Origin of the sequence: Lachnoanaerobaculum umeaense, assembly GCF_003589745.1 — a bacterium.
Taxonomy (GTDB): Bacteria; Bacillota; Clostridia; order Lachnospirales; family Lachnospiraceae; genus Lachnoanaerobaculum; species Lachnoanaerobaculum umeaense.
In genome coordinates this window covers 907,801-921,121 of the sequence record NZ_CP032364.1, presented here as the reverse complement: position 1 = coordinate 921,121, position 13,321 = coordinate 907,801, and the positions used below count along the sequence as shown (strand labels likewise).

Annotated in this window: 17 protein-coding genes; 3 read left to right on the top strand and 14 right to left on the bottom strand. The window is 32.9% G+C overall.

Features of this window, described 5'->3' with window-relative positions; all coding sequences use genetic code 11:
- The first annotated feature begins 60 nt into the window (after positions 1-60).
- Positions 61-654 (top strand): restriction endonuclease subunit S, encoded by a 594-nt coding sequence (locus D4A81_RS04190; RefSeq protein ID WP_111525600.1) that lies wholly within the window; start codon positions 61-63, stop codon positions 652-654.
- Here the strand turns inward: D4A81_RS04190 and D4A81_RS04185 are convergent.
- From D4A81_RS04185 to D4A81_RS04125, 14 genes are all read right to left on the bottom strand, one after another.
- Positions 651-1,196, bottom strand: a complete 546-nt coding sequence (locus D4A81_RS04185) for a restriction endonuclease subunit S (protein WP_111525601.1) — start codon at positions 1,194-1,196, stop codon at positions 651-653. The two genes, D4A81_RS04190 and D4A81_RS04185, sit on opposite strands and share 4 nt — an antisense overlap.
- Positions 1,197-1,210: 14 nt before the next feature.
- Entirely contained in the window at positions 1,211-2,194 is a 984-nt protein-coding gene (gene xerA / locus D4A81_RS04180) for a site-specific tyrosine recombinase/integron integrase (RefSeq protein WP_111525602.1), read from the bottom strand.
- Between the two features lie 255 nt (positions 2,195-2,449).
- Positions 2,450-3,652 (bottom strand): restriction endonuclease subunit S, encoded by a 1,203-nt coding sequence (locus D4A81_RS04175; RefSeq protein WP_111525603.1) that lies wholly within the window; start codon positions 3,650-3,652, stop codon positions 2,450-2,452.
- On the bottom strand, positions 3,642-5,174 hold the full coding sequence (locus tag D4A81_RS04170) for a type I restriction-modification system subunit M (RefSeq protein ID WP_111525604.1): 1,533 nt from the start codon (positions 5,172-5,174) through the stop codon (positions 3,642-3,644). The genes D4A81_RS04175 and D4A81_RS04170 overlap by 11 nt, the downstream gene beginning before the upstream one ends.
- Before the next feature lie 250 nt (positions 5,175-5,424).
- Complete coding sequence (locus D4A81_RS04165) at positions 5,425-6,375, bottom strand: DUF4846 domain-containing protein (RefSeq protein WP_242977746.1); 951 nt, start codon at positions 6,373-6,375, stop codon at positions 5,425-5,427.
- Positions 6,376-6,471: 96 nt separating this feature from the next.
- Positions 6,472-6,882 carry a GNAT family N-acetyltransferase gene (locus tag D4A81_RS04160; protein ID WP_111525629.1) on the bottom strand — a complete coding sequence of 137 codons (411 nt, stop codon included), beginning with the start codon at positions 6,880-6,882 and terminating at the stop codon, positions 6,472-6,474.
- Positions 6,883-6,961: 79 nt separating this feature from the next.
- A complete protein-coding gene (locus D4A81_RS04155; RefSeq protein ID WP_111525605.1) occupies positions 6,962-7,402 on the bottom strand; it encodes a GNAT family N-acetyltransferase in 441 nt (146 codons plus the stop codon).
- A 117-nt stretch (positions 7,403-7,519) separates the two neighbouring features.
- Complete coding sequence (locus tag D4A81_RS13100; protein ID WP_162902544.1) at positions 7,520-7,657, bottom strand: hypothetical protein; 138 nt, start codon at positions 7,655-7,657, stop codon at positions 7,520-7,522.
- Between the two features lie 66 nt (positions 7,658-7,723).
- Positions 7,724-8,689, bottom strand: coding sequence for a hypothetical protein (locus tag D4A81_RS04150; RefSeq protein ID WP_111525606.1), 966 nt, complete (start codon positions 8,687-8,689; stop codon positions 7,724-7,726).
- Positions 8,689-9,144 carry a DUF4869 domain-containing protein gene (locus tag D4A81_RS04145; RefSeq protein WP_111525607.1) on the bottom strand — a complete coding sequence of 152 codons (456 nt, stop codon included), beginning with the start codon at positions 9,142-9,144 and terminating at the stop codon, positions 8,689-8,691. The genes D4A81_RS04150 and D4A81_RS04145 overlap by 1 nt, the downstream gene beginning before the upstream one ends.
- Before the next feature lie 86 nt (positions 9,145-9,230).
- Entirely contained in the window at positions 9,231-9,551 is a 321-nt protein-coding gene (locus D4A81_RS04140) for a hypothetical protein (RefSeq protein WP_111525608.1), read from the bottom strand.
- A 47-nt stretch (positions 9,552-9,598) separates the two neighbouring features.
- Positions 9,599-9,979: a hypothetical protein gene (locus D4A81_RS04135; RefSeq protein ID WP_111525609.1), complete on the bottom strand. Its 381-nt coding sequence runs from the start codon at positions 9,977-9,979 to the stop codon at positions 9,599-9,601.
- Between the two features lie 240 nt (positions 9,980-10,219).
- Positions 10,220-11,701 (bottom strand): phytoene desaturase family protein, encoded by a 1,482-nt coding sequence (locus D4A81_RS04130; RefSeq protein WP_111525610.1) that lies wholly within the window; start codon positions 11,699-11,701, stop codon positions 10,220-10,222.
- 335 nt (positions 11,702-12,036) lie between these two features.
- On the bottom strand, positions 12,037-12,507 hold the full coding sequence (locus D4A81_RS04125) for a GNAT family N-acetyltransferase (RefSeq protein WP_111525611.1): 471 nt from the start codon (positions 12,505-12,507) through the stop codon (positions 12,037-12,039).
- Positions 12,508-12,762: 255 nt separating this feature from the next.
- On the opposite strand from D4A81_RS04125, the gene D4A81_RS04120 reads away from it, so the two are divergent.
- Both D4A81_RS04120 and D4A81_RS04115 read left to right on the top strand, forming a co-directional pair.
- Positions 12,763-13,026 (top strand): type II toxin-antitoxin system RelB/DinJ family antitoxin, encoded by a 264-nt coding sequence (locus D4A81_RS04120; protein ID WP_111525612.1) that lies wholly within the window; start codon positions 12,763-12,765, stop codon positions 13,024-13,026.
- On the top strand, positions 13,027-13,305 hold the full coding sequence (locus D4A81_RS04115; RefSeq protein ID WP_111525613.1) for a type II toxin-antitoxin system RelE/ParE family toxin: 279 nt from the start codon (positions 13,027-13,029) through the stop codon (positions 13,303-13,305).
- Positions 13,306-13,321: the final 16 nt, after the last annotated feature.

The window sequence follows — 13,321 nt, the reverse complement described above, 5'->3', positions numbered from 1 at the left end:
ATTCTTAATAATATGTAAAACAATAATTTAGAGCAGCAAGCACGTGCAATATATAAGCAAATGTTTATTGATAATATGAGCTCAGATTGTATTAAAGGTACATTGAGTGACATAGCTGATATTACAATGGGACAGTCGCCAAGTGGCAGTAGCTATAACGAAGATAAAAATGGTACAATTTTCTTTCAAGGTCGTGCCGAATTTAGCTTTCGATTCCCAACTGTTCGCCTTTATACAACCGAACCAAAACAAATGGCTTACACAAATGACACTTTAATAAGTGTTCGTGCTCCTGTCGGAGACTTAAATGTTGCTCATACTGACTGTTGTATCGGTCGTGGACTTGCGGCAGCTCACTCAAAAACAAATCATCAATCATTTATACTATATACAATATCTTCTCTAAAAAAGCAGTTGGAAGTTTTTAATGGAGAAGGTACTGTATTTGGTTCAATTAATAAAAAATCACTGATTGAAATGCCTATAATCATACCACCAAATAAAAAACTTGATGAATTTGAAGCAATAGTTTCACCAATAGATTCTTCTATTCGAAATAACTACGATGAAAATTGTCATTTGATAAAGATTCGTGATTCGCTATTGAAAAAGCTAGTTTCTGGCGAACTTGATGTCTCAAACCTTGACATCTAATATACAAAATTATTGTTTATTCTCTCATTTTCTTCTATTTTATCATCAATAGAACCAAGTATAGATGCAATTTTCTCTTGTACTTTCTTATCTTCTGGAACATAAACAGGTATATTCTTCATTGTATTTCCAGATACTTCTTTAAATGTTGTTCCACTTCCCATACCTTCGATTCTCTCTTTATTATATTTAAGCAAATAATACAAGAAATTTGGATCGATATTTTTATTCGGAATCACACTCTTAAATCCCTGATTTGTACATAAATCATTTGATGCAATAGCCACATATCCTATAGGAGCTCTTGACGAAAATAACACTGTATTCTTTGGTAGCAATTGTGTCGAACAGTTTTTCAAACCAACTTCAGTAATGTTTCTTTCCCCTCTCTGAATATAGCGACCACTGAATGTAGACAAATCTTTAGGTGTTATCCAAGGAATAGTTCCATTCTCATAATTCTCATGTATATTTGTCGACGGAGTTGCACCGCCAACAACTGTACCAATATCAGATATTTTACACTCAATCCATTTACACATATATATTTTCCTGTCTAACCAATATATTTCTTATGAGCAATTTTCACATTACTCTGCTTTACCATTGCATATTGCAAGGTTGTATCTATTTTACTATGTCCCAAAAGTTGTTGTAACTGCTCGATTGGCATACCTTTATCTATAGCCATAGTAGCAAGTGTTCGTCTAAACTTGTGTGGATGTACCTTTTGTACTCCTAGCCGTTTTCCAAATTCTCTTAGACGCACTTCAACTCCACCAATTTTCAATCTTTCGTATGGTGCTTTTAATGATACAAATAGTGCCGGATTATCATCTACCCTGCTTTCCAAGTAATTTTTTAAATGTATCTTTGTACGAGCATCAAAATAGACAACTCTTTCCTTACTACCTTTACCAAATACTATACATTCTCTCTCATTAAAATCAATATCATTCCTGTTAAGTAACACCATTTCACCAACACGCATACCTGTTGAAGCAAGCATATCTATAATCGCTAAATCTCTGATTTCCTTACAATTATCCCTCATAAGCTCCAATGATTCATCTGAATAAGTCTCTTTAATATTTGTCCCTGCTTTTACTTTATGTATTCGTCTTACAGGACTCTTCAGTATATAATCCTCATCTTCAAGCCAAGAAAAGAAACTTGAAAGAATACGTCGGATATTATCTATTGTAACCTTACTTGTATTTTTATTTTTCTGATAATCAGTTAAGTACTCCCTTATATCATCTGTAACTATGTGTTTGACTTCTTTTTCTACTTTTTCAAGCATAGCTTCAATAGTAGCCCTGTAATATTTCAGAGATTTCTCGGAGCAACCCTCTATACGTTTTGCTGATAAAAACAATTCTACAAAGCTCTTTTCAGAAGTTTGTACTTTTTGTTGCCTTTCTATTACATCATAGTTTGCCAAGGTATATTGTAAAACTTCTCTCAACTTTTCATTTTGTGCATTGTTCAAATATGGCAACATTTCTTGAACAACATTTTTGATTAAATCTTGTTTCACAGTCTATCCTCCTTTGTTTTTCTTAGAGAACGACTGCGGGGCGGAAGTCCCCTTATATTAGCTCTTTCCACCCACAAGAGTTATAGGTTATATATCAAACAATAATTTACCGATTCATCCGTGCAACGCACGGATAGCTGCGAAGCAGCGTAGGCAGACACCGAAGACGGACGAATACTTGCATACGGACGGCAAGGTGTCTGACAGAGGTGGTAACGAGGAAACTGCGGAGCAGTTTTCGAGTCTATTAGCGGCTTAAATGTCGATGTTTGAGACATCAAGTTCGCCGGACATAAGTTTAGGTAGTAATATATCTCTGACTGCTGTCAAGTTTTTACTTTCGGTTTGACTAGCCTTTATCTTGGCAAATATTGGAGCAGCTACGCTATGAAAATCTATTAGTTCATCATCGGTTGGTACAACAAAAGGCATTCCTTTGATTATTTTTGAATTTACGGCTGTTGCGATTGATGATGTACTACCCATAGTTTGGTAGTTAAAACACTTCAAATAACAATATAGATATTCATTTATTTCCTTTTTGTCAGTTTTGAAATGTGCAATAGCTTCATTGGTAGTCATTTCTCCATTTGTAATTGCTATTCTACCGACTGTTAACTTAAAGCTAAGTAAAATGGTATTGTCAGGTACGATTTTAACATTATGTCGTTCAACAGCTTCTCTTGTTAGCTGCTCGGAGCTACTGCTAATATAAAGTCCACAAGTGCCCATATCAGAAATAGATACCCAAGTAATATCTTGAGGATTAGTGCTAAACCATTGTGGCTCCTTTCTAGGTGGAGTTTTACCGATAGAAATATCAAAGTATTTGTCAGCACGGAAAATTCTTCGCTTGTTGTTGATGGTATCGATAAATCTATTACGATATAACGTTAGCACTTGCTCTAATAAATTATTGTTTATCATTTTATTAATTTCAATTTTACATGAAATTGTATCTAAAACATCTACAATTTTATTCTGTTCTTTAAGGGAAGGCAAAGGAAAATATAAATCCACAAAATCTTTCTGATACAAATGTGGAATCACGCTGCCTTCCGTTCTTGAAATAATATAATTTCTAAAATAAACTGAAGACAAATAATTATATATAAATCGTATATTAATCATTTCCGGCTTCAAATTTCTTAATACAAATATTCCTGATGCAACAGTTGATGGATTTTCTAAATTTCTAACAAACCCTAACTTACCTATTGTCCCATCTTTAGATATTAAAATATCATCATTCTGAAGCATTATTTCTGGAGATTCTTCATACCGTTCTTTTGAAATGAAACCTGCTTTACTCCAATCAATACCATCTTTAGTTAATGCTTCTCCATTAATAATACGATAAACCCCATCACTTAGATATTCGTCTTTTTTAAGTCCTTTCCATCCTATCCTTCCTTTTACATATAAAAAATCACCCAATTTCTCCGTCTTAAATTTCATACCCAATCGCCCCCAATTTCTTTCTTATCTCTTCTTCCAGTTCATGGGACTTTTTAAACATATCAGAAAGCTCTGAAGTTAATCTTGACATTTTTTCCTCAAATGGTTCTCCATCATCTTCCTGCTCTTCAATTCCTACATAGCGACCCGGTGTTAATATATAATCTTGCTTTGCTATATCTTCTATTGAAGCTATTGCACAAAATCCTTTCTTTTCCTCCAATACTCCATTTTGAAAATCCTCAAATGTTTTTGCTAATAAATCAATATCTCCCAGACTTCCGTCTTCCTGTATTCCTTCTGTGAAATCTCTATGTTTTCTATCAACCATATAACCCATTTTTCTGGCATCAATAAATAGAGTCTTTCCTTTTTGCTTTTTATTCTTAGTAATAAACCACAATGTTACAGGAATAGTTACGCTATAAAAAAGCTGTGTAGGTAAAGCTACAATACCTTCAACTAAATCATCTTCTATGATTCTCTTTCTTATTTCTCCCTCTCCTGAAGTTTGAGATGATAATGCACCATTGGCAAGTACTAATCCTATTTTGCCATTAGGTGCTAAATGATGAATCATATGCTGTATCCAAGCATAGTTTGCATTTCCTGCCGGTGGCATTCCATATTTCCATCTGACATCATCTTTTAATTTTTCTGCACCCCAATTTGAAAGATTAAACGGTGGATTTGCCATAATAAAATCCGACTTTAAAGTCTTATGAAGATCATTGAAAAATGTATCTGCGTGGTAAGCACCGAAGTTTGCATCAATTCCTCTTATCGCCATGTTCATTTTTGCCATCTTCCACGTATCTGCATTTGATTCCTGACCATAAACAGAAATATTTCCCCTGTTATCACTGTGAGCCTGTACAAACTTTTCACTCTGCACAAACATGCCACCACTTCCCATACAAGGATCATATACTCGGCAATTATCAAATGGCTTCAGTATAGCTACAATTGTTTTTACAATACTTGAAGGTGTATAAAACTCTCCTCCCTTTGTTCCCTCATATGCTGCAAACTGAGCAATACAGTATTCATATGTTCTACCCAATAAATCTTTACCGGCCTCTGTCCCGTCCATTTTCACTTCATTCGTAAATAAATCTACAACTTCTCCAAGTACTCTTTTATCTAAATCAGGATTAGCATAGTTTTTAGGTAAAACATTCTTAAGTGTCGTATTCTCTTTTTCAATGGCTCTCATAGCATCATCAATTACTGTACCGATTTCAGGTGTATGAGCTTCAGATGCAATTTTACTCCAACGAGCTTCCTCAGGCACAAAGAAAATATTTTCTTCTGCATATGCATCTCTATCATTTTCAAATCCATCACCTTCTTTTACCAATTCATCATAACGTCTTTCAAACGCACTTGATATATAGCGAAGAAAAATAAGACCTACAATAACCTTCCTATATTCTGCTGCAGGTATATGTCCCCACAGCACACAAGCGGCATCCCAAATTTGCTTTTCAAAACCTATATTTGTATTATTTTTTCCGGCCATTATTTATTCTCCATCCTATTTAAATTCTATAATATTATTTAAACATTTAATTAATCTATCTTATCATATTCTTAAGTATTAAAATAGAGTATATTACACTTGTATACAAACTCTTATATATTCAAAAAGGCCGATATAGTCTATAGACTACTTCGACCTTTTTAAATTTGCTATTTGAAAATACTTATTTCACATTGAAATAGACATATACTATATAATTAGTATGTAATGCTTTTACCCTCACTTAATGCTAATCTAAATAATCAAGCCTTTTTAAACTCCCCTCATCAAATGTGTAATTCTGTGTTCTGAAGGGATATTTTACCTCATTTTCATAATACCATGGGTCCTCACTATGAGCAGGATTTTTTATTATATGAAAACTTTGTGCCGGCATAAATCCCTGTGCCAGCAAAAATGCCTTTTTTCCGGATTCATTTTCACATATATCTGCCACCATCACCACATGTCCTGGGCTTCCGCCCTTTATAAAAATATCCCCTACCTTAAGTTCTGATATATCTATAGGTCTTGCCTCATTTTCCATAGACAGAGTAGATGAATATGCAAATACAATTCGTAGATATTTTTTGAAAGTTTCTTCACTGTCATCAGCTGAAGCAACCTGATCCCAATAAGGCTTATCATCCGCAAACTTTACTCTATATCCTTGTTTCCAGTGGTTAAAGTCGCATACAAAGCCGTCTACAAAATGAAAACTGATCTTATCATATTTACCACTTTTATAGAGATATTCGGCATATATTCGCATGATACTGTCTGCACACTGCTGCAAATCTTCTTCTGCCACTTCCATAGAAAATACTGCGGCGTGACCGTCTCCGCCTTTTTCTCTTTTATCAAAGTAATGTACATGAGTACCGTTAGGCTCAAGCAAATAATTTCCTATAAACTCCGCAAAGCTTCCCTCGGCTGCTCCCATTCTTTTATATCCCTTTGGAGTAATAAAACGGGTAAAAAGTGTATTTCCTTCCGGATTTATAAAATCTGAAAGTTTCACAACACTTTCCTCAGTGCTTTCTTCCTTGCTCTCATTATTATTAGCTTCTACAACAATATTATCTCCAATAATTGTACTTTCTGCTTCCTCACTTGTGGTGATGTTTTCATTTTTTCTCATGCAACCTGAGAATATAAAAATCATCATAAACAATAGTAAATATAATTTATTTCTTTTCATAGTCAGTATAAGCTCTCTCAAATTCTGTATTCATCCTTTCCAAGATTTAAAATCCACTTTACGTAATTATCTCCACAACATTTACACTACATTATATTATAACTCTTTTGTATAATAGTACCTCTCACCTGTATAAGGGTATTTTTCCAATGCAAACACTTCTTTATAACCATGCTTTTCATAAAATTTCGGTGCTTGAAAATTAAAAGTATCCACAAATGAATACTTACACCCTCTTTCTTTTGACTCTCTTTCCGCCATTTTCAAAATTTTTGAACCGATCCCTTGTCCCCGTAAATCATCACTGACATATAAATATTCAATCTCAAGCCAATTTCCAAAAGTTTCCGCTACCATTCCTGCCTTTAAATTGCCCTGTTCATCTTCCAGATAAATATTAAGTGGTTCGCTTTTAGATGGTTCTCTATTGGATCTATTGTATGATCTGATTAAATTTGCCAGTTCTTCAGTTCTTTTCGATTCAATATTTTCTAATTTCAATTTCAATTTCATATTTTATATGTCCCTCATTGTTTTTATAATTCGGTTTTTTAAATTCTAATTACCGAGCTTAGCAAACTGAGATTTATTTCTCCATACGAACAAGAAACTCTGTTGTGCCTTCTTCATATTTCTTTTCATTTGTCGTGTCAAAACCATGTCTTTTATAAAATGCTATTGCTTTTATATTTTTTTCTAATGCCCATAAATGATTTGCATCCCTTTCTGCTATTCCATATTCTAACAATTCAGTTCCGATTGCTTTCCCTTGAAGAACAGGTTCAACAAATAATCTCTTCACTTCTAGTTTTTCGATTTGAATAAATCCTTTTACTACACCATCATCATATACCCATATGCTATCTAATTCTTTTGCAAAACTTTCTACCATATTAAAAACTGTTAACTCTTCAAAATAGAAAGTATCTTCTTGAAATATCGGATAAAAATTCAGCCTATAGTTAAATACAAATATTTCAGCTATTCTCACTAAATCATTAATCGTTGCTTGTCTTATATAATTCATGCTTCAAACCACCAAATTCAAATTTACCAAGACTAGTAAACCGGATTTTCTTAATTACTTTTTTTAATAAGCTTACTAAAAGGTGTCCTTTTATTTACATACTAAATTTTCAAAACCTTATTGTTTAACATTACACCAAGCATCCTTAAAACTCTCTTCTGTGCTCTCATTATCATTAGCTTCAGCAGAAGTATTATCTTCAGTAATTGTACTTTCTGCCTCCTCATTTAAGATGATGTTTTCATCTTTTCTCATACAACCTGAGAATAAAAAATATCATAATCAGTAGTAAATATAATTTATTTCTTTTCATATTACACTTTACTTGTCTAACTTAATATGTGGAATCTGCATCATTATTTTCTCTTTTATGTCTGGCTGTATGTAGTATAAAGGTAATTTTACTTTACTATATTTCTTATACGAATCCTTTTCACTTAATTTCATCAATAAATCTGTAAAATACTGTTCCCAACTCTCATATTTTTTACTGTCAGCATAAATATAGGTCTCTGTTATTCCTGTGCTATTTCCAAATATACCGGATTTTAAAATCAGCCATTCAAAGGACTCCGGCAAAAATAATGCCAACTTACCGTAACTGAGTTCTTGTTCTTTTACAAGGCTCTCCATCTCACACCCAATAGTAGCACCATCTGCTACAATAATGATATTAAAATTCTTATATTTTTTCAAAAGTCCTTTAATTTTAGACTTTCCTCCTGCTGCTTCACATTTTATATTTGTATTTTTTACAGTATCTAAGAAAAACTCATATCCGGACTTGCTGTCTTCTGTAATAATAATATCCGGCATGAATGGAAATCTATTTGGATCAGGATTATCATAAAATTTATCAATATCAGTATAAACTCTCTCAAATTCTTTGTTCTTTCCGGTACCCTTAATACGATATATTTCATCAACACTGTATGGCAACTGTGAAAGATAACTTCTTGTTATTATTAGGAAGTAATTATCGCAACCCTTTACCTTATTTGCAAATTCCTTTGAAAATACGAACTTACTTCCTTCATCAATCACTATAACGGCGTTATTCAACTTATCAAGCTCGTCTTCCCAATTTTTCCCTTCCAGCGTTACTATATTACCACCGCTAATCTTTACTCCGCTTTCTCTTCCCAGATTATTGTAGTCTCTAATCATATCATACAATGTGGTCTTTCCTGTGCCGCTATCTCCACGAAGAATAGTAATATTCCTATTTAGTGTGAATTTATAAGAGTTTCTTTGATTGCTTATCTTAATACTTACCCTACCAATCATTACTGCATATTCTCCTTAAGATATTTATCCGCTGCATCTAAAAACTCTCTCATATTATGCACTATTAGTTTTCTATCATTTAAAATACGGATTTCAAAATCTTCCTTTCCAAAATCCATTATATGATATAGGGCTATCGTGAAATCCTGTTCTTTACCAAGCTTCAGTATCCATTTTGAGCAATTATCTCCACAGTTGGATGCATTAAACGTCTTACCCGGTTCATTTTTCATAAGAATCAAAGCCTTTACACCACCTGATAGCTTATCCGGCGGAATTTGTCCCAAAACAGGGCTTTGAATAGTATTTGCATCCAATACTTCAGATCTGTCAATATCTTTAATAGCAGCTTTTGCAAATTCATCTGTAATCCAGCTGTCTTTATATCTGTTTCTAAAATATACTGATGTATTATATATTACATTATCTCTATCACCAAACCACACTCTAAGCATAATATTCCTCCATATCTATAGTTTTTTATTCTCTCTTATTGAACCACACTAAATTCTAATTACCCTGCTTATCAAACAGGGATTTCTTAATTACTCATTTTTTTAATTAAGCTTCCCAAAAGATTTCCTGTTGTTGCAATTATACCATATATCAATACATAAACAGCTGCACTTTCATTATAAAATATAAATATAGTCGGAACAAAGAGTATCATAATTAGCAATAAAAATATCAAGTTAAAAGAATGTCTAATTCCATAAATTAGAGAAGTTAAAAAACAAATAATAGGAGTTAAAATAAGTAAGAAGAATATACCGGTTCCTGTATCATTAATTAAAGCAGGTAACACATAGAAAGCTAAAGTTATCACTATTAAGTAAACAGACATTTCTCTTATTTTTTTCATTTTCTTTACCTCTGTAGATTCACATACTTTATTTCTACAAACCCGAATTATCCCTTAATAAATAATTTCATAGAATTCATAGGTATTACTTCCAGCACAAAATGCTCATCACTAATTCCGGTATCGGGGTGTGAATCTGCAATCTTTATGTTAAAATCTCCAACATAATATGAATTATCATTTTTAAAATTACCAAAAACAATATACTGTACTCCAATATAATCAAGCATCCCGTTATCATCCGGTTCAAGACTAATAACCTCAAAAGGTTTTTCGATATCGACACCATATTTATCCAGCCATAATGCCAATTCGGGAAATTCTTTTCTTGACTTAACATAGTACAGCTTACAATAATCACAGTCACATAGCATATCTGATGACAATGAATTGTAGTACTCTTTCGTTTTAACAATATCTATATTCACAGTTATCTCCTTAAAACTTTGTCAAACACTAAGTTTTCTTCCACCTGTAATTTTGTCGGAAAAACCGACAAAATTCTCATTCAGTTATCTTTAAGCAAGAATACATTACCATATGTAAATAATACAATTTTATTTTTCATCCTTTAGTTCCCCCACTCGAATATTTCTAATATAGATTTTATAATCTTAAAGTTATGTGCTTTGTTTTTACACTATTCGATTATTTAGACAAACCGAGCTTTATCTACTAGATTTCATAATATCTATAGCAAACTTTCCACTTGCTGCAGCAATAGGAAGTCCTCCACTAGTTTGAATCCATTGACTTGCAAGGTATAAATTATTTAAACCTTTAATAGTGCTCTTAACATACTTGTTTTTATATCCTTTCTGTGGATTAAAACTCATGTAACCCCCTTTATATGCATTACACCAAGTTGTAAATGTAACTGGAGAATATGTTCCAAGTACGATGAGTTTCCCTTCAAGCTGTGGATACTTTTTTTCAATTCTTAATCTCAAGTCATCTGCAAGACGCTGTTTTTCTTGATTGTATAAGCTAATCTTATTTTTTAGTCTAAACCAATAGGCATAATTTTCATCATTTTGTAAAATATTACATTGAATGACTCTCTTTTCCATTGGAAATAGTGTCTCATCATAATCAAAAACTCGCATTCCACAAAAATTGTGTGTTTCCCCTGCAACATCATATTCATCACAAGGGAAAATAATGCTTCCTTTAGGTAATTTCAAATCTTCCTCAGTAGCTATTCCAAATGCAACCTGATAACATGTATTAGAAACATAGCCCTGTGGATTATCATACATGTACCTAAGATTTTTATCTAAATATTTTTCATCAATTAAGTTATAGAAAAGATAATGTGGGTCTGCACACCAAATATAGTTATCTGATTTGATTACCTCTCCATTATTACCCAGAATACTAACAACTTGACTATCTACAATATTTATTTTTACAATATTAATACCTAGATGCAACTTCCCACCTAAGGATTCAAATTTAGCAAGCATTCTACCAACCAATCCAACAGAACCTCCTTCTGGTATAGCTGCTGTGTTGCTTGTAAAAAAAGCATATGATGCAACAAGGGAAAGAGCGTTAAAATTGCTATTAAAGTAATTTTTAAACATTGCCCTAATGTAATGATTCTTAAAGCGATTGACAAACTCCTCAATCGACTGCTTTCCATATTCATTAATTGCTTTACTTGCATCTTTCATGCTCATTCCTAGTTTTATAAATTGCAAAGGATTCATATGAGCAATCGAATAATCGCACGGTGGCTTTACACACTCTAAGGTTTTGGCACAGTCAAAAAACAAATTTAATTCTTTGTAATCTTCTGGAGCAAGCTCTAAAAACTCTTTTCTTGCCTTCTCTAAATCGCTCCACAAATGTAGTGTTATTCCATCCATATTCATACAATAAAAATATGGCTCACGATAGATCTTCAAACTATCAGAAATAACTCCTAGATTTTCCCACATTTTATATAGTTGTTCATCCTTATTGCATCCAACAAGAAAATGTATACAATTATCTATATGATATCCTTGCCTGTTCCACCCTGTACACTCACCTCCAGGCATTTTGTTTTTTTCATATATTTCTACTGAATATCCCGCCTGCAATGCATATATTCCAGCACTCACACCCGAAACACCTGCTCCAATAATTACTACTTTTTTACCCATACTGTCTCAACTTCTCCTTCTTCTACAAAAAATAAAATTTCTACACTGCTTAAATTAATGATTTTTACTATTTCGCTTTTTGTCTATGTTCTATGCTTTCAGTAGACTATTTCACCCCACTCTCTGACTTTAGGAAATCTTTACAAGAGAGGTTACATCTACTACGCTACTTCGTTGCTCGTACAAGCAATGTTACGCATTCCATATGAAACGAGTGAACACTAAGTATGTCAAGTAGTTGTGTTCGTATGTGGGAACATGTCCAAGAACTTTTAACGATAGCTTAAGGTTATCGTTAAAAGGTATTAGCTCGACAAAACGGAATTTGCCAGAAACTAAAGTTTACAAATCATGACATAGTCCTCTTTATTTTCACGAACAATTTCAAAACCTACTTTTTTATACATATTCACTGCATAGTTTATCTTTTGAACCGATAATGAAACTTGCTTATATTTTTTCTCTTTCAAGGTCAAAAGAATTTGTTTCATAAGTTCGGTTCCAATTCCCAAATTCCTATATTCCTTGAGAAGAGAAATGGAAAGAGAGGGTGTGGTATCATCAACATGACCATAATCATTGATGATACGAGTCCATACAGCTCCTACTACCTTTCCATCAAAATCCGCCACATAACATACATCATCTTTCTTGCCAAAATCAACAACATATATTTCTAAATCGGGATGTTCTATAATATCTTTAGACGGAGCTTGTACTCCTTCAGGAATAAAAATAGCCTCATATAGAAAAGTATCCAATAAATTTATTTCATTCTGCTTTAATCCTCTAATTACATAATCCATTGTTGCCTCCTATCTATATTCTGTAAATTTATTATTATATAAATCGGTAGAAATTCCACACATACTATACCTACATACTTTTTGAGTTGATTCTACTACTTCTAATTCTCCATTAGACCAATCATCTCGTCAACTGCAAATTTACCCGGACCGGCAAACTGTAATTTTATCTAATTCGGTTATCAGCATTGCATATATGCAGCACTTATACTATAATTATACTACAAATAATTACTTAAGTATTGGAGGTGCAATATGTCGACACTACAAATTCGTATAGATGATCAGCTAAAGAAAGATGCCGACTCACTATTTTCAAGTCTGGGTTTGGATACATCAACAGCAATAAGGATTTTCTTAAATGCTTCACTCGAGCACAATGGATTACCATTTCCTGTTGTACATAAAAATAAATATAATGAAAGCCTTAGTGCAATTCAAGATGCAAGATTACATAGAAACTTAAATGGACCATATAATTCTGCAAAAGAAGCTGTTTTAGCTATGTTGGAGGATTAAATGTATCAAATTCTATTTACAAATAAGATGAAGCGTGACATAAAGCGAATCAAGAAGCGTGGTAAAAATATCGCAAAATTAGTGGATGTACTTGATTCACTTAGTACAGGAAAACCACTTGAGTTCAAATACAGAGACCACCAACTATCCGGTAATATGTCAGACTTTAGAGAATGTCACATAGAACCGGATTGGTTATTAATATATCGTGTTGAAGATGATAGGCTTATTATCATTACAACAGAAACCGGTACTCATTCTGACCTTTTCGGTATGTAGTTTTACAAATATTGTA